Source organism: Tritonibacter mobilis (genome assembly GCF_001681715.1).
Classification (GTDB): domain Bacteria; phylum Pseudomonadota; class Alphaproteobacteria; order Rhodobacterales; family Rhodobacteraceae; genus Epibacterium; species Epibacterium mobile.
This window is the reverse complement of sequence record NZ_LNWY01000001.1, coordinates 127,878-145,309: the sequence shown is the minus strand read 5'-3', so window position 1 is coordinate 145,309 and position 17,432 is coordinate 127,878. Positions and strand designations below refer to the sequence as shown.

Here is a 17,432-nt window from a genome sequence, read left to right as displayed (position 1 = left end):
AAGGACGGCCCCGTGGCTCAACTGGATAGAGCAGCCCCCTCCTAAGGGGCAGGTTGCAGGTTCGAATCCTGCCGGGGTCGCCAGTTAGCTAACAGTCAGAGAAAGCATATGAATGCGCAAACGACAGCATAAGCCTGCGCAAGGGCTGTCAAGCACGTTTTTCGCATGTCCAGAGTTTTGGCGCACGAGCCCTATTGCGTTGATTTCAATTGGTTTTCATGATTTCTTGAACATCTGAGAGCAGGTAGATGCCCTCGAAGACCTCGTCGCCAGCGGAAAATGGCTGCGTGCCATGGTGCTGGACTTGGCTGGTGATCGTCCGACGGTGAACGCCTGCCTTCCTCGCGAGCAGCGCCGTTGTCGTGAAACGCTTGTGGAAGGCAGCAATGTCATCTTCCGCAAGTGACCACTGCTTGCGCTTCGTGACCGAGTTCGTGATCTCCGTGCCCGGACTGTGACCTGTCGCGACAAGCCGCACCATGTATTTCGGTTCGACCAGACCGATCTGCTTTCCGAAGACGCTGGCACTGATCACCTTGGTTTCAGGCCGATCGATGAGCACGTCTGGCGGCAAGGTCTTGATCAGTGCCTCGACGTCCATTCGATCGACCCTGATCGCATGAAAACCTTCCTGATCATCGTGGCGGAAGGCGGCCAGTCGCCCGTCCTGAATGGCTGCGATCAGCGCGGTGAGCCGCACCCCAAGCGCGCGCCTGGTCATCAGGAGTGTGTCGGCGTTCCGCGAGGCCTGTTTCTTTCTGAGGCGCGACGTCAGCGTTTCGCGCAATGCAGTGGCATCAGCCCGCCGCCACCTGTTCAGGACCTTCGCAGTCTTGAGATAGGGTCGCAGCACGCCCTCTGCACAAAGTGCTTCGAACTCCGTTTCGGTCGCGCCGAGTTCCGTCATTATGTCGGACCCGAGAACGAGATGCGGGATTTCCGCAAGGAAGGCCGCGTAGGCCTCTGCGTCGAAGGTCCGGGGGTGCGTCTGCTGACATTGTGTCGGGTCGAAGACGCCCTCTGCGACCAGTATGTCCTGAAGCAGCCCTTTGTGCAGTCCTGTCTCTTCAGCAGCACTGGCGATGGTATGGAAGCGGCGCGTCTCCACCACTTGCCCTAGGAGTGTGTCTCCCGGCGCGATGGGCCAGAAGGTCATCAGTTCATCACGAATGATTTGCCGGAAGTCGTCGAATTCCATGCTGTCCGGGTAGGCCTCGACAAGTGTGTAAGATAGGCTCTTCAGGGGGGACTTTGAGATTGTGAGCGTGCCGTCGTCCCTGCGGAGAAGACTGCGCACCGTGGCGCGTATCGCGTCCGGTCCGGAGCTGATGACACCGAAGCCGGCTGCCTTGGCCGCACGGTCATTGGGGGTCAGACTTTGATGCCAGAGAATATCTTCGCCGAGCGCCAGACACATGGTCATGCCCGCGAAGCTAGTCTGGGTCCGCAGCCATGTCAGGTCTTGGTTCTCGGATAGTCGCTTGTCGAGCCAGGCATCGTAGGCGCTGACCGCGACGCACTCAGTCTTTGCTGTCATTGATGTCAGGTCTAGCAACAGTGGGCGCAGGTGTGCGCCCATGTCTTCACGACGTACGGGATTGCCTTCTGTCCAGAGCGGGACCAGAGGCTGCTGATGAGTTATGCAGATGTCGACGCCACGACACAGCCAATGCCCTTGCATGGGCGTCAGCCTGGCCGACAATGGTACCGCCACTTGAAATGCCGATGTCTATGCCAGCCAACTTGGTATGGGCATGAGCGTCATGACTGCGCGTGCCTACCAGCCCTTGGATAGCGTCTAGATCCAACCCCACGCTGAGTGAGCTGCATGACCGACATTTGAGAGAAGCTCGCGCGCGGGACTCCGGTTTCTTCCCGGATTCACGCGATCCGTCGAGCTACCAGACGCTCGCACAGCTCGAGGCTCGCGCGAGCAAACTGCTTCAGGTCGAAACGCGACCTGCCGCCTACGTCGGCGCGACTGCTGCACCCGGGCATCTCATGAGTAGGGGCCGCACGTCAGGTGAGGTGCCGGTACGCCCGGCCGGTACGGCGCCGTCCAAACCACCATCCGCTTCCCGCCGATCCCGTGGAAAAACACGCGCTCGCTGATGCAGAATTCTGCCCCGTGAAGAGACCGCAAGCGCCTCTCTTATCAGGCTTTTCGCGAATCGGCCAAGTTTGCAAAGGGCGCTTTCTGCGCATCGTGCCCCCTGAAGCGGTCCGCAGCATTGGCAGTAGCTCGCCGGGTTCGGTGAGTGGCCGCTTTTGGTGAGATGGTCCGAAAATTTCGCACCGGCAGCATCCTTGCCGCGTCACACCAAGTCTATGACCGCTTCGGGCTGAATGTCGGCTTTTGAGCGAATGGGAGTATTGGTGAATCCGTCGGCTATCGCTCGTTCCTGCCTTTCCCGGCAATGATCTTCGAGCGCGCATTATCCACGCGGCGCGATCGCGTCTCCGATTGCTTGGCGTCGGAGAAATGCAGCACCCAACCGCGCTGCCGTCCCAGTGTCAGCTCTTCGAAGGCTTCGGCCAGCTTGGGATCGTCATCAAGGGCGTTCAGCAACTCGTCGGGATAGTCGAGATTGTCCTTCTCGGAAAACGCGACTTCCAACCCATCCTGCTCCGCCTGTATCGCTCGGCCGATAAAGCGTCGGATCGTTTCCTCCCTGTTCTCGATCTCTTCCAGACTCGTGAAATGCAGTCGTCGCATCGCCTGCGAATGCTTACCGGGCCGGATGAGATCGCCGTCCTCGTCCTCCAGGAGCGACCCCTTGAAAAACCCAACCGAGCAGGAGCTCTTCATCCCGTAGATGATAGCGACATTGCAGTCCCCCAAGGCATAAGAGAGCTTGCCCCACTTCACGCGCTCGTCGAGACCGGACTCGAGGAGGATGTCGCGCAGCTTGCGCCTTTCGTCCTGCCAGTTTTTCTGGTTCAGCAGGTCTTCAACTTGCGCATCGTCCGCCATGCCTGTTCCTTTGTTAATGCGGTGCAACGAAGAGCTGCCCGAGCGCGATCACCGCACAAACGGCGGCGACACCGAGCCAGTAGTACATCGGTCCGTTATCCTCGGCCTCAGCGCGAAGGTGAATACCGGAGAAGACCAGCATTTCCACTGCAATGGCAATGGCCGCGATCGGCACCAGCCAACCCAGTGACGGCGCGACGGCAGGGATGGCCAAGCCCACGGCGCAGAGCAACTCAAACGGAATCAGGGCTACCCAAACAGCATTCGGGATTGCCGCAAGCGTCGGGACGGCCTGTTCTGAATTGAAGAGCTTCCAGCCCGCACCAATGGCTGTGTGCAGCGCCAAGAACGCCTGAAGAATCCAGAGAGCCACGTTCATTGCACGTCCTCGATTTCGAGATCGGCGACGACCTTCTCCAAGTTGTCGAGGATCTGTTCCCAACCAGCCTTAGCCCCGTGGAAGGCCTGACCTTGATTGGGGCCGAACCCGGATTGCTCCATCTTCAGATACGTGCCGGTGGCGGTTTCAGTGAGGGTCCAGGTGACGACGCTTTCCAGACCGTGCGCCGCCCAAGTGTAGGACAGACACTTGGGCGGCTCGACGGTGAGAACCTCGCAGGACACCTTGCCCCAGTTGGCTTCGAGATCGAAGCGGTGGCCGACTTCCGGCTTGAAATCGCTTTTCATCAGCCAGTCCTCCATGAGATGCTTCTGCGTCAGCGCACGCCAGACCTTTTCCGGAGCATGTTTCAGCTCGCGTTCCTTCACCACCGAGCGCGTGTCATTTCTGTTTCCCGTCACTGGTCCATCCTCTTCAAAAGGTCTTCTAATCCATCGAGCTTTGCATCCCAGAAGCCGCTCATGGCCCGCGTCCAGTCCACCAACGGGGCGAGCGCTTCCGCACGGGCGGTGTAGCGCGTCTGGCGGCCAGCCTGCCGTCCGCTAACGAGGCCTGCCTCCTTCAGGATGCGCAGATGTTTCGAGACCGCTGGCTGCGAGATGCCTGCTTGCTCTGTGAGTGCTGCAACCGTCTGCTCGCCTTCGAGGCACAGACGCTCAAAGAGCGCCCGGCGGGTCGGATCGGAGAGAGATCGGAAGATTGGATCGTGCAATGTTGGCAACACACATAGCTCCTCGGTTATGAGTAATGCATAACCAACGGGTTATTATATTGTCAACTTTGACTTGATGCATTTGTTCAATGGCACTGGCTCGCGCCATTGATAACCCCTTCACCTGTGGCAGCCACGCCCGCGATCCTGTGTTTGTGCCATCCGCGCACCAATGCCGGCCTCGGCCATGCCAAGACACTCTGTGTTGCTCGGAGAATCCAGTCGGCTAAACGCCTCCATTCGACATTCACCGAGTGGATCCATTGATTTATGGCTTCACGCCATTTGTTCTTTGCGCAGCAGGATCACAGTTCCGGCGGGATCCGACGTCCAATGCCCTGTCACATCGGTCAGCGGCTCCAACTCATTTCGTTTTGGGCTGCCGAGCCGAGAGAGGGCGGCATCAGGATCGTCGTCGAACACCTCAATCCAGATATCCACCTGGCTTTGATGCGGGACACGATCAATCCAAAGGGTCAGGCTGCCGAACTCGAACCCGGTGCTGTTCTCCAGTTCCCTGGCAACTGGCAACCCGACCTTGTCGCGATAGAAGGCTACTGTGTCCTCCCAGCGATGCAGGGGCACTTTGATGGCAATGTTCTTTCCGGCTTCCATGACCCGTCACTCCTTATTTGACATGTGATTTACTTGTAGAATCCGTCCCGCAAGTTGATCCCGTGCTCCAACCAGGCCTTCATGGCGCAGAGCATCCCCGTCCATCCCTCGCAGTTTCCGAAGCAGGAGGTCAGGCCAGCATCGGTCTCGGGCCAGCCGAGTTCGCTGATCCGCACCAGGGTGCGTCCGTCTTCGAGTGAGCTGAACTCCATGGTGACGGTCGTTCAGGTCGCGGTTTTTTTGTCCACCTCCTATTGCAGCACGATCTTTCGGTTGAGGACGACTTCCTGCACCAGGACGGGAAAGGCACTGGGAAAGTCGTGAAAGTCTCAGGTGCCTTCGCCCCCGTTTCCAATCGCCCCTTCGCTCCGCCCGTTGTGAAATATTTCGACAGGCGGTCAGGGGAGACCGCAGCCTCGAAAACGTCTTCGACCGGCTTGGCGATGCGCCCGACCACGGTGAACTTCAACTCCATGAAACGAATCCTCTTTGCTTTCGTTCAATCATGTTATAAAAATATAACATGTCAATCGAAGATAAATTTGACGCCTTGTTCAAGTCACTTAGCCATCGCGTGCGGCGGCGGATTTTGGACCTGATCAAGGATGGTCCAAAGACCACCGGTGCCCTTTGCGATAAACTGAAGGAACTCGACCGCTGTACCGTGATGCAGCATCTGTCAGTGTTGGAGAAAGCCGGGCTGTTGGTTGTCGAGCGACGTGGCCGAGAGCGCTGGAACCATCTCGACGCCCTTCCGATCCATGACGTTCAGAAACGCTGGATCGGACCTTACGCTACCCAAGCCGTTGAGATGCTCCAGGACTTGGAGGCATTGGCCCAAACCGTCGAGTCAGATGTCCAAAGGACAGTGGATCAGCCCGAGCGTTCCAAATGAATGAGTGGATACGTCCTTCCCTGGGCGACTGATACTTCGCCGCCAGCTCAGTCTCAGCGTCAGAAATGACAAACCGGCCATTGCCGATGCAGTCAAGCGCGGCGATGCAGCTTCACCAGACCGAACTTTCGCCGCAGGCGCATGATCTTGGGGTCCTCGAACTCGCAGTCAGCGAACAAAGCAGACACTGTTAGAAATCGGTGGTAGCGTTTGTTGAGAAGGGGACGCCAAAATGACAGTTATCCGCATCGTTTCAAATGTCGCCGCAACGTCAGTTGAGGAAGTCAAAAATTTCTATGCAGACCTCTTTGAATTGGATGTGGTGATGGATCACGGATGGATTGTAACCTTGGCATCTGGCCAAACTGCGCACACACAGGTCAGCATAGCCATGGAGGGCGACTCGGGAACTGCGGTTCGGCAAGTAGCTTACGTGCATCGTCCCGTTGGGCCCGAGCCTGCTTGAGGCTCAGATCAGGGTATTTTCCGAAAGAGAGCAGCTTCTCTTTACCCATCCAGCGGTATTTGCAACGCCAAAGTTTGGAGCCACCGGGATTGACCAATAGGAACAAACCGTCAAAGTCGGCTTGCTTATAGGGTTTCTCTTTCGGCTTCAGCGCGCGGACTTTGGCATCGCTCAGAACAGGCATCTGGGGGTACCCTCATTTCACGACCTCGGCGGTACCCCGACCCATACCCCCATTGAGGGTAGATTGGGCTGGATCGCTCCGGACAAACTCGGACAAAGGGTCCGATGTTTTCGACAGAAATCAGGCTATTAGAAGAAATTACAGACCACAACTGGAAGTGATTGTGGTGCCCGGGGGCGGCATCGCAGAGCAATGTAAGTTCAATACCTTAGAGATCGGTGGGACAGATTTTGTTCCCATGGTTTATTGAATCTTTTCGGATCGGCGTCCCACCCACGACCAATGTTGAATCGGCGGGCTCGCCTTGGACTATATTTGCCGACGAGCGTGAGAAGTATCCCGCTCAGCTATGAGAGGCAGCTATGAGACGGCTTTTTGCCGCTGCGAAATGTCCTCCAGCCACTCGGCAAGAGCTTTGAGTTCGACTTCGATCTGGTCAGGAGTTGGGATCGAGGGGTTCATTGCATCACTGGCGTGATGGAGGAGTTCGGAGCAACGACCGTAGGCTGCACGCATGGATTCTGCATCGGCTTCTGTGATCACGGAGAGCTTGGCGAAACCTTTCGTGTTGACCTTGTGAGAGAAGGTTTTGATGACCGGCGCCACGGCGGCCTCGACGGCACTCTCCCAAGTGTCGCGAATTTGCCCGAGGATGCCTTTCGCGGTGAAGAGCCAGGTCACCTCGGGGTCTTGATCATACTGCAGTCGCGTGTTGGCGAGGTGCTTTCCAATGGTTTCGACCCGTTTGGTAGCACTCTGCGCTTTCATCGGGGCCTGATTTTCGCAATGACCGGGTCGGTCTCCACGTTTGGCGACGTGCCTGATGGCGACGGGTGTTTGCGGCAGGCCATCGTCGGGCTCACTACACGCGCGCTCCAGCAAAAACAGGAACGGCAAGTCATGGGTGAAGACAATCACCTGTCGATCCCTGCCCTCGCGCGCGAGCCGTTTGGCGATGGCTTCCCTGTGGAGGTGATCGAGCGAGGAAACCGGATCATCAAAGATGATGCCCGAATGGTTGTCGGTCGTAGAGAGCTCGGCCATGAAACCGGCCAGCGCAACACAGCGATGCTCACCTTCGCTCAAGATAGACCCAGCCTTCGCATCGGGTTTGTGAATAAGGCTGACCCTGAATTGGGGAACGCCGTGCTGACTGCGCTCCTTTTTCAGTTCAACGGCAAGCCCTGCAATCCCGAGATGGTCAACCTCCTGGGCGAACCGGCCTCGAAGCCTGTCAGTCACGAGGGCCTCAGCGAGCTCGGTGCTTTTGGTTGTGATCTCGTTCTGCCTGGTATCCCGGATCGCTTGCTTGAGCTCATGGAGCTGTTTCTTGCGACCGATCTCGGCGATGACGTCGTCTTTGACACCGGCCAGCCACTTTCGGTCGGAGAGTTCTTGGTATTCTTGGTGCAGGGCTTGTCTCTCCGGGCTGTCCTCATCGGCACGAAGGGTGTCGATGCGTTGGCTAATCGAGACTGCCGCTTGTTCAAGCGCTTCGAGAGGCGACGCGAGAGCGCCGGGCATGGTCCCTGCGCGCTTCCGAAGGATTTCCCGAAGAACCCATTTGGCTGTCAGCGCGAACCGGCGAAAGGCCTGGCTTAGCTCGCTCTCGGCCAAGTCATCTGTTAAAAACAATACCTCCTCGCGAACACGGCGCGCGGAGGGGAGCTCTTCGCTCAAGTTCGCGATGAACTCGGAGACTGCGTCGCGCGCGGCCTCTTCGTCTCGTTGTGTGCGGTCCCTTACGAAGGTTTCGAACCGTTCGAGACGGCCTGAGGCCTCCGGTGTCAGCGTTTGCTGACATAGCACGCAACGGGACCCCTCGGCGACCGACGGAAAGGTCTCCTTAGGATAGGCTTCTTGCGTGGAGTATACGCGCGCCGCGTCCCACAAGAGACGCCAGACTTCTCCACCTGTTCCGGGTAGGACATCGGCGTCGAAGTGCCTGCTTGCAGCCATGCGCGCAGCCTCCCTCTTCCGGCGCAAATCCTCATCCAGGGCGTTCAAGCGGTCCAGCGTTTCGGCGGATGCGGCGTTTTCCAAAGCGGCGATATCCGCTGACAACCGCCCGAGACGTCTGACATAGCTTTCCAAGCGCTTGATGAGGGCGGCCGGGTCTTGGCTTAGGTCTGCGGCAAGTTGCGCGTGGCGCTTGGTCTCATCGTCGGAAAGTACCGACAGTCGCGAGATGTCATCTTCCGTGGTGTCCTTATTGAGACCGGCGATCAGCTTCCCTACGGCGGTATCTGGTGCACATGAGGGCTCGGAAAGCACGTGCGGTGTCTGTGCTTCGATCTCAGTCACCTTAGCATCGAGCCGGCCTTTTACCGAACGGCAGGCCTGGACGAGCCGCTCAAGCAGCTTCATCGGCAGCGGCGTGTAGGCCACGTCGTTCGTGGCATCGACGTGGACATTGGCGGTCGCCGTATCAAACACACTAACTGCAGTTAGAAGATCGGTATCAGGGGCGCCGTCTTGCCATTGTGCCGATTGGGTCTGACCACCGGACAGAAAGCCGATCTCGGCTGTCTGCGGGCCACTCGCTGCCTCATAGATGTTGGTGAGGATGGGATCGTGGCGGCCTCGCGCGCGGCAGGCCTGTTTGAGGATGCGGACATACCCCGACTTTCCGGCGCCGTTGTCACCGTAGATGATAGTGATGCCCTTATCGAGGAAGCTAAGCCGCTGGTTCTCGGCAAGAGCGTTGACGTTATGGACGTTGCCGACCGATTTCAGCTGAACAGGCGGTAGCCCGGAGGCAGGCGACGACAGATCAACTTCTTCGAGCGCAGCGCTTTGAAGAGCGTCGTCGAGGCACAGCGCTGTCAGCTCATCGATATCCTGCTCGCTGAGGGTATCCTTTTTTATCAATCGCTTCAGAGCGTCACACTGCCAGACAGGCCTAGCCTGCGACCACGCGAGAATGTCCTTCAGGGCATCGGCTTCGGATTTTATCGCGTTTGTCACGGCTCTGCTCTACCCCTTAAATGACGAAGCTCTACTCCACACCGAGCGCCTTGAATGCCGCATCGACAGGATCGCTATAGAATGACGTTTGGAATTTCGCGAATAACTCACCCGGAATCGTCGGGATATCGCCCACGCTTGCCATAGGCAGCAGGATACGCTTGGCCCCACTGTCGAAGGCAACCTGTAGGCATTCGGCAAGATTTTCTACAGGAACGATATTTCCGCCCAGGCTCATATCACCAAGAACGACGAGCTGTCCTTGCAGTGGCTTCTGCATGACGCCAGAGCAAAAGGCGATGAAGCCGCTGAGTGTCATTGTTTTGGTTGGCCCCGTATTCTGAAGCTCGACCGAGTGAACATGGAAGTCATGATCACCCGCTTTCGTGCTCCCACTGACACGAGAGATGTTGGCCTTGAAATAGTCAAACGCGACGCGAAGAGCCTCCTTTGCCGCAGCGTTCGAGCCAAGCCCTGAAGTCGTTAGCTTGCCGTTGCCTGCTGTCGTTTGCGTCTCGAGTCGATATAGGCCGAGGTGTCCCGAGCTGCCGGTAGCGACAGTGTGCAAGACACCAGGCTTCAGTGGACCTTCAGGGATCAGGTTTCCGCCACCCTGCTCGGGCACGGCAACGAAGTGCTCTTCTCGGTTTTCGTTATCAATGTATGAGAAGTGAACGTCATAGAACTCCATGCCACCGATTTTCTTGAGCTGCTCTTTCACACGGCGACGCGTCTCAAGTGCGTATTCGAGGCAACGACGTACGGCTTCCTTATCATAGTCGCCATGTGGGTAGAGGAGCTTCAGCAGACCCGACACCGTCCTGCGCACGGCGATGGTATCGCGTTGATTGAGATTGTTTCCGAGCTTGAAGAACTGGTCGATGGCGTCCGCGAAGGTGCGCTTTCGCATCTCGCGCATAAACTCAGCCAGGTAGTCGGTGATCAGCCCATAGCGGTTTGTGAAGAATTCAGGCCGCATCTTAGGCACTTCCCACCCTGGAATATAGGCGTGGAAGCGATCAAAGAACGCAGAGTCGATCATCGCCTCGGGGAAAGGCGCAAGCAGGTGGCTGGTCTTCACGAGCGTATCGACCGGCTGGTTGATGTTTCCCACGAAGACCATACTGGCTGACGCCGAAATTGCGTCGCGACCACGTGCAAAGGATCCGGACGCCATATAGTCCTTCATGATCTGTACGCCGTCTTTGTCCTTGAAGGAGATGCCAGCTACCTCGTCGAAAGCGACCAAATCCCACATCCCGACAAGACCGACCTGGCGGCGGCTCATGTTGTAGAACAGGTTCGCAACGGTAGTCTGGCCACCCGAAATCAGAATGCTATTCGGGCTACACTCTTTGTAGATGTGGCTTTTGCCTGTGCCGCGAGGCCCTAGCTCACAGACATTGTAGTTGTTCTCGACGAAGGGGATCATTCGCGCGAGCAAGTGCCACCGCACGCGCTCGTCTAGCACCGTCGGCTCCATGCCCGTCGAGCGGAGCAAAACGTTGATCCACTCTTCTTCGCTAAAAGCCATCCGTCCTTCGAAGAACTCCTCCATGTCCATGTTGGGCATCTGGATCGGCTTCAGGTCACCGATGGTGAACGGCGAACCCTTCTGGCCTTCTTCATGGTAGTAATGAACAGTGACGATACACCAGATGCCGCCTACGAGCAGCTTTTCGAAGCGCTTCACGTCACTGGCTGACACTTCGGCATCCTTGATGCCAAGGTTTGAAAGCAGTGCTTCATATATGTCGCGCTTTTCATTGAGCCTGACGGTGACCTTATCGATGACCTTGAAGCTTCCGCGTTCCTTGATCTTCGATTTGATCTTTTCGGCCTCGTCGGGGCGCACGTAGTTCTCGGCGAGCACCTTCTTTACGGTCTTCAGGCCCTCCTGAATGATATCGTCATCATCCGAGGCGCAGTACATCCCGAGCAGGTACTCAAGGACATAAACGGGAACGTTCGCCCCTTCTTTAAGGAGTTTGGTCAGGTCTTTCCGAACGACCTTGCCCGCAAAATTCCGGTTCAGTTGCTCATCAAGCCCCACATCAATTGTTAGTTCAGAAGTCATTATCGAATGCCAGGTCTATGGTTACGTCCATCCGCACCTCCTCGACGTCTGTCTCGGCGTTGCGGGCAATTAGTTGGTAGCGGCGCTTCTTGTCGAAGGTTCGACTGGCAAGGGTCAGCCAGACCTCCTTGCGCCACTCGTTCATGTCACTTGAATCGTTGTCGAAGGACAGCGTTTCGACATTGGTGACGGGGTCATCCCCATCGTAGATGGCCACCCTCACCTTAAGCGGCTTTATGCGCTCTGACACGGCCTCTGTCTGGATAAACTTGAAGCGGTAGCGGCTCGTCGTGATCTTAAGGCTCGATCCGAGCAAACTGATCCCCACGCTTCTAGTGCGCGTCTTAACCGCGCTCTTACCTTTTAGCTGCGTGATCTGGATGACAGGCACGGCAATTTCTTGCGGCATGGCTCCGCCATGAATAAATCGTGAACCGCCAACGAAGTGGAAGCGGTTTGTGCCGCGAGGCACCCAAAATTCCATGTCACCATTCGCCGAGGCCGTAACACTGGTCTTTCCATGATACGCGCCTGCGTGGTGGGACAGCGACTTACCAAGGAGGTAGCGCTTCTTACTGATTACAGTGCCCGACGGCTTGTCTGTGATGGAATTCTTGTCGCTCTCTGTTGGTGCACTCTCCTGGAACAGGAAGCCGTGGTCTGCCGTCACGACTACGTAGTTGCCGTTCAGTGTATTGACGATCCTGGCCACGATGTTTCCGAGTTCGGCGATCGTGTTGCGAACCGCCGCGAAGGTCTTTTCCTCGTTGCCGGTGTCAGCCGTCTGATCGATCTGGTTATGATAGATATAGATGACTCTATAGGGCTTGATGAACTCACGGCCGACACTCTTGCTCATCGCCATGAAGTCGTCAGCCTTGATAGCCGTACCATCCACCTTGGCGAGAATTTTCTGTCGGTTGGCGAGGCCACTCGTCGGCATATCGTCCGCCATCACGGCGCCCGCATCGGTGTAGCTCAGTGTCTTGTGCGGAAGAAGACTTGCCATCCCAAGACCAGTGTACGACGGCAGAACCCCTAGTTGCGGCTTGAGTGTCGCTGAAAATCGATAACGCCCGTTCAGTTCCTGCAGAAGTTCCTGCCCCGCTTCGTAGCGGAAAGCATCACTGATGACGACGTAGACGCGACGGTCATCTGCCTCATCAAGCCTTGGCTGCAGATTCCGCTTGAAGAAGTGCTGTTGGCTATCCACCGCCGGGAGTCGCCACGTATCCAGCAAGCCACCCGCATCGAGAGCTTCGCCCCAACGTACTGCGAGATGACCAAGATACCAGTTGCCATAGGCATCTTCGATCTTGTCGCGCAGCGCCTTGAGAATATCCCAGCCCTCGGCTTCCGCTGAATCAGCGGCGTCGCAGAAATGGCGGTAGAGCTGATCGAACTGATAGAGCTCGCCAACATAGGCATCGAAGAATGCTTTTCCGTCTTTAAAATTGAAGCCTGTCGGGTATTTGCCGCGTAAATCAAGGAACTCAGCGGCGGACATCAGTGCGGTATAGACCTGGTCAAGCGCCAGTCGAGGTGCATTGTGGCTCGACGGCAGTCTGCTGTTCGCCCAATAACCGTTCTGCCGTCTAGTGACGATGTCTCGGATTGCCTCAAGATTGATCGTCTCAGCCGTATCGATGATCCTGTCGCGCAGACGACTAGCGATGTACTTCTCGGTGAGCAAGAAGGTGCGAGCTTCCGCCACTTCATCGATATCAAGATCGCCAAGGTGGTCTCCAAGCTTGACGAGTTCAGCAACGGCCGCGGATAGCGCATCATAGCTTTCGTGCAGCCTTGCACTATCGCGCCATTGCCCGACACAAACGACGGCGTTGGAAGCCCCTTTGCTCGGCAATACAAGATGAGCGAGCGCCTTCGGACACGCGCCATCGAGGCTGCGCGCGAAATCAGTAATCAGCAAGCGCATCAGGAAGGACTTGAGACTAGGCTCAGCCTCATCAAAACCAAAGGTATCGCGTACCTGGGTCCAGAAACTGTCTGCCAAGTCGTACTTCTCGATTTCCAGCCATGTTGTCGGCGTCGCATCAAGATTGTCGTGGTCGATGGTATGAAGAAGCGCCCGAACCAAGGAGAATATGTCTGTCTGCTCTGTACGCAATATGGCTGCCATCAAAGCACGGTCGATTGCAGCGGCATCATCAGAGGGTTCGATGAACTTCTGCGCTTTCGCGAGACGTTCTTTGCTCGCAAAGAACTTGCCGCGCGCTGCGACGTGATCCCTAAGCGCCTGCTCCAGAATACCGAGCTCGCGCAAGATCATGGTCGAACGATCGGCAGCAAAGGGTTCCGCATAGAAGCGCACGTCGAGAAGCCAGTCCGTTTCAGGATCAGGCACACGACCTTTCTCATATAGAAGGAACGGCACGCCTGCGCTTTCGAGCTCCAACTCTGACTTCAGCGCCAACGCAGGCACTTCACCAATGTGGCGCAACTCGACTCCATCGATCTTCAGAGACGACAGCATCTCTTCGAACTCACCGTCTCCGTCGCGCCAAAACACGACGCGCGCACCTTTTGCGAAGAGACGTTCTAGGTTCGATTTGATCTGCGCGCTATCCATCACTTCTCCCCTGTAATGGCTTTGCGCTCAGCAAGGAGGTTTCCGAACTTGCCGTAATTGACCTTCACGCCGTCGTCGAGATCGAGAGAAATGCGTTGATCTGCAAAGTGTCGTAGTTCCTCATCGAAGGCGCGCAGCTCTTCAAGCTGCTTCATCATGAGGTCTTTTTCCTTTTGTGCCTTTGTGCGGGCAGCAGAAGAAGACGCCGCGGCGATATCATCGTCCAGACTATCGATCCGCGCAGCCATGCGGCTTTGCAGTGGCGTCACGTATTCCATCCGCATTCGCGACAGAGTGCCCTGATTGTAGCGATGGAGATAAACCAAGCACTCGAAAGCTTTCAACTTTCCGCTGGAAAAAAGCCAGTAGATCGGGCGCTTCTTGTAGGTCTGCATATGATCCTTGAAGAAGCTTTTGGAGATGTAGTTTCGGATCGTCTTGTGCGGATCGTTGCCACCATTAGAGGCAAGGCCTTCAGCGACGAAACGAAGGTTCTCGCGCAAGGTTTCAGGCGACCAGGCGACCTTAAGGAACTCTTCGAACCGCAGCGCGGCATCATCGTCGAACCACTCAACCTCCGTGATCGGCACGATGCCGTCATCGTCTGCCGGGAAGTCGCCATATCGCGATGCGTCAAAGCCTTCATTCCCCGCATTCGCATAGATGAGGCCGGGCTCGGCGAGGCTGTAGCGTCCCATCATGCAACCGATGGCATAGGATATCAGCTCCTTCATCGTGTCGGAAAGCATCCGCTCTTCGCGCTCATCTTCCGTCCCCTTCACGCCGTAGCGATAGGCCGGGTTGCAAGTCAGGGTGATTTCATCAACCGACACCTCGGGAGTCAGCTCATCCTGCAAGCCGTAGGCGTCGATGAAGATGCGGTTGTTCTCTTCCTCCAGCCGCTGCATCTCATCCGTCATGCCATGCCAATGGGTGCGCAGGCGGGCATGGGTGGCCTCCAGCGTCCCGGCCCGGTGATCGGGCAAGAGCAGCGGGAGCGTGGTGAAGTCCCAAGAGGTTTCGTAGGCGTCCCAATCGCGCTTCGCAATGTCTCTGCATTTTTCCGCAGTCCGTTCGACAATTTCTTTCTTATCCTTCGGCATGTTCGGCAACGGAACATTGTCGACCACACCGCAGCTAAAATTCAACGTTGGATTAATAATTGGAGCTACATGGCTCATATATTTCGAGTTTAGAGCTGCCGCTAGAAAACTAATTGAAATATTTGGATTCTCGTAGATTGCGTTTGATGCAGTGTCCAAGAGAAACCCTTGCTCAAAAATCCTGCAAGAATAGCTTCCGGATGTCACCAGTGTCCACGAAACATGTGGCAAACAGAAGTATTTCGCATTTCTGACCGCCGACTTTTGGCTAGAGCGTATTTTTTCCCCATCATTCTCCCAATTGATGACGTGTGCTCTGTTGCCATACCACCTGCGAAACTCGCCTCCCTTGTCATACGGCGCAAATGGCGCCTTCTCTGTAAATGCTGAGGGCTCCACTTGATCAAGCAATACTCTATTAAAGGACACTTCAGGCCAATACTTGATCACAGTTGGGTCGCCTGTAGACATTCCAAACGAACCACGAAAATGATCGCCGATTTTCTTGTTCTCCGCAAACGAACGTATCAGACCCTCGCTCAACCAATACGCTATTGGAGACCCGGGAAGTTTTTGGAAAACCTCTGCTGAAGAGGAAAATTTGTTGTATTCCTTATCGAGAAAGAGTTGCTCAATGACATCAGGCTTTCTTACATCAACGTGCTTTTCAAAAAGCCGTCGATAAACTCCCATTTCTCCGCGAGATGGTGAGTTTCTCAGGCAGAATGCAACAGTTCCAAAATCCGAACCGAACAGACCTCTACCCAGCTGAAGTAATGACGTAATGTGAAGGTTCTGGAGTAATTTTTTACGAAGCTTTTCGAAGGATGACAAAAACATCCATGATGGAAGATTAAGAATTGAGATAAATCCGTTCGCTCTTGCTAAACTCCCTCCTCTCTCCATGAACATGGCGAACAGGTCGGTTTTGCTGTCCGGATACTCGGCCTTGGCAAAACCTCCCAGCTTTCCGTTCATTCCTTTTCCACCCATGTATGGTGGGTTGGCCACAACCACGTGATACTTCGGCGACAGGGCCTCGGCCATCTGCAACACTGCCAATACGCGGTCCTGTACCTCATTGAGCAATAGATCAGAACTGAAGTCCCGTTCCTGGACCAGCCGAAGCGTCTCAGCCGGGTCGCGCATCTTCGGCACAATCAGCGAGCCAAAATTCTTCGCCTGCTCAAACTGCTGGAGCGTCTCGCGCAGCTCGTCTGTGAAGAGGTCGCGCCCGACGACGGCCTGCACATCTGTCATCTCTTCTGTCGTGAAGGCGACATCCTGCAGCACGACAATGTCGGGCCTCACATCCATCTGCAGGAACCGCCGCCGCCCGAGCTTCTCTGCAGCCTTCATCGCTAATGCGAAGGCCGCCAGTGCGCCAGCGCGGTCGTCGATCTCAATGCCAGTCAGGTTATGCTTGAGGATGAGGGCCGGAATCTCCTTCGGGTCATAGCCCTCTTCCTCATAGATCGCGTAGAGAAGATCGAAGGCGTAGGTCAGCATATGCCCGGAACCGCAGGCCGGGTCACAGACCTTGATCTCTTCGGGCTTGCCGATCTTCAGGAAGTCGGTCTCGGGCTCTTCGGGCGCGATGTAGTAGTCCATCTGCTCGGCGAGCCGTGATTCCGGCCGGTTCAGTAGCCAGAGTCTTCCGAGCGAATTCTCAACCAGGTATCGAACGATCCAGTGCGGCGTGAATAGCTGGGTTGCCGCGGGTATCTTGTCGGCCGTGATCTTCTGGTTCTTCTTCAGTCCGGTGAAGACCTCATCCTTCTTTTCAGAAATGTAGAACTGGTAAAGCCAGCCTATGACCTCGATATCTTGCCAGTCAGCCTCATCGATGGCGGCGACAAGCTTTCGGATCAGAGAATCCGAGTGAAGGAGGTTGTCAGGTAGCAGCAGCTCAGTCTCGTCATCGATGCGCTCGAAAAGGAACGGCATTGCGCGGTGCAGCGCGTTGCACTGCGCAATGAGAAGTATTCGGTAGAGTTCGGCATCCTTGGTGCCGTCGAGCTTCAGATCGATGACCGCGCTCTTATCGAGCCCCGGAAAATCTAGGTGCTCGGCGTGCTCCAAAATTTCAGGGAGCTCCTTGCCGGAAGGGTGGCTGAGAACGCGATAGCCATGATCAAGGAGACCGTGAAGCTCCATGTAGCGGATGGCAACCAAGCGGTTGAACCACGTGTAGGCCACCGCCTCCATCGCTTGCTCGAAACCTTTCTGCTGTATGCGTATGGCTAGTCTTTTGCGTTGCTCTCCGACCTTCTTGGGGAGAGCATCCGATCCGACAATGACGATTTCGCCCTGCTCTCGCTGCTCGACTATCTCCTTTTTCGAGATGCCAAACTTCGCGGCACGGGCGACCATGGCCGCAATGAAGTCCTTGCGAGCCTTGGGGGCATATGTCTTGAGCGCGTTGGTATTGATCGTCATCCTGCTCGTC

Annotated in this window: 13 protein-coding genes and 1 tRNA gene; 2 read left to right on the top strand and 12 right to left on the bottom strand. The window is 56.2% G+C overall.

Translation table 11 applies throughout. The annotated features are described in order from the left end of the window. The first annotated feature begins 6 nt into the window (after window positions 1–6). Window positions 7–83: transfer RNA gene (locus UB90_RS00705), tRNA-Arg, on the top strand. Between the two features lie 122 nt (window positions 84–205). On the opposite strand, the gene UB90_RS00700 is transcribed toward UB90_RS00705, so the two are convergent. The 7 genes from UB90_RS00700 to UB90_RS23025 form a co-directional block, all read right to left on the bottom strand. Next, the gene (locus UB90_RS00700; RefSeq protein ID WP_131818801.1) at window positions 206–1,537 is read right to left on the bottom strand and encodes a hypothetical protein; all 1,332 of its coding nucleotides are present in this window, start codon (window positions 1,535–1,537) and stop codon (window positions 206–208) included. Between the two features lie 852 nt (window positions 1,538–2,389). Further along, window positions 2,390–2,974 (bottom strand): YdeI/OmpD-associated family protein, encoded by a 585-nt coding sequence (locus tag UB90_RS00695; RefSeq protein ID WP_065324600.1) that lies wholly within the window; start codon window positions 2,972–2,974, stop codon window positions 2,390–2,392. 13 nt (window positions 2,975–2,987) lie between these two features. Continuing rightward, window positions 2,988–3,353: a DoxX family protein gene (locus tag UB90_RS00690; protein WP_065324599.1), complete on the bottom strand. Its 366-nt coding sequence runs from the start codon at window positions 3,351–3,353 to the stop codon at window positions 2,988–2,990. Then, the gene (locus tag UB90_RS00685) at window positions 3,350–3,775 is read right to left on the bottom strand and encodes an SRPBCC family protein (protein WP_065324598.1); all 426 of its coding nucleotides are present in this window, start codon (window positions 3,773–3,775) and stop codon (window positions 3,350–3,352) included. Before UB90_RS00685 ends, UB90_RS00690 begins: the two co-directional genes overlap by 4 nt. Next, on the bottom strand, window positions 3,772–4,098 hold the full coding sequence (locus tag UB90_RS00680; protein ID WP_204161352.1) for an ArsR/SmtB family transcription factor: 327 nt from the start codon (window positions 4,096–4,098) through the stop codon (window positions 3,772–3,774). The genes UB90_RS00685 and UB90_RS00680 overlap by 4 nt, the downstream gene beginning before the upstream one ends. 264 nt (window positions 4,099–4,362) lie before the next feature. Further along, window positions 4,363–4,701, bottom strand: a complete 339-nt coding sequence (locus UB90_RS00675; RefSeq protein WP_009176117.1) for a VOC family protein — start codon at window positions 4,699–4,701, stop codon at window positions 4,363–4,365. Between the two features lie 29 nt (window positions 4,702–4,730). Next, window positions 4,731–4,913, bottom strand: coding sequence for an SRPBCC family protein (locus UB90_RS23025; RefSeq protein WP_227512038.1), 183 nt, complete (start codon window positions 4,911–4,913; stop codon window positions 4,731–4,733). 311 nt (window positions 4,914–5,224) lie between these two features. Here UB90_RS23025 and UB90_RS00665 point away from each other — a divergent pair, with 311 nt between their 5' ends. Further along, complete coding sequence (locus tag UB90_RS00665; protein ID WP_065324597.1) at window positions 5,225–5,596, top strand: ArsR/SmtB family transcription factor; 372 nt, start codon at window positions 5,225–5,227, stop codon at window positions 5,594–5,596. A gap of 380 nt (window positions 5,597–5,976) precedes the next feature. Here the strand turns inward: UB90_RS00665 and UB90_RS00660 are convergent, their stop codons facing one another. From UB90_RS00660 to pglX, 5 genes are all read right to left on the bottom strand, one after another. Continuing rightward, window positions 5,977–6,246, bottom strand: coding sequence for an Arm DNA-binding domain-containing protein (locus UB90_RS00660; protein WP_065324596.1), 270 nt, complete (start codon window positions 6,244–6,246; stop codon window positions 5,977–5,979). Between the two features lie 360 nt (window positions 6,247–6,606). Beyond that, window positions 6,607–9,213 (bottom strand): AAA family ATPase, encoded by a 2,607-nt coding sequence (locus UB90_RS00655; RefSeq protein ID WP_081285499.1) that lies wholly within the window; start codon window positions 9,211–9,213, stop codon window positions 6,607–6,609. A 31-nt stretch (window positions 9,214–9,244) separates the two neighbouring features. Next, window positions 9,245–11,290 (bottom strand): protease Lon-related BREX system protein BrxL, encoded by a 2,046-nt coding sequence (gene brxL, locus UB90_RS00650; protein ID WP_065331862.1) that lies wholly within the window; start codon window positions 11,288–11,290, stop codon window positions 9,245–9,247. Then, complete coding sequence (gene pglZ, locus UB90_RS00645; RefSeq protein ID WP_065331861.1) at window positions 11,280–13,880, bottom strand: BREX-1 system phosphatase PglZ type A; 2,601 nt, start codon at window positions 13,878–13,880, stop codon at window positions 11,280–11,282. The genes brxL and pglZ overlap by 11 nt, the downstream gene beginning before the upstream one ends. Continuing rightward, window positions 13,880–17,422 carry a BREX-1 system adenine-specific DNA-methyltransferase PglX gene (gene pglX, locus UB90_RS00640; protein ID WP_065331860.1) on the bottom strand — a complete coding sequence of 1,181 codons (3,543 nt, stop codon included), beginning with the start codon at window positions 17,420–17,422 and terminating at the stop codon, window positions 13,880–13,882. Before pglX ends, pglZ begins: the two co-directional genes overlap by 1 nt. Window positions 17,423–17,432: the final 10 nt, after the last annotated feature.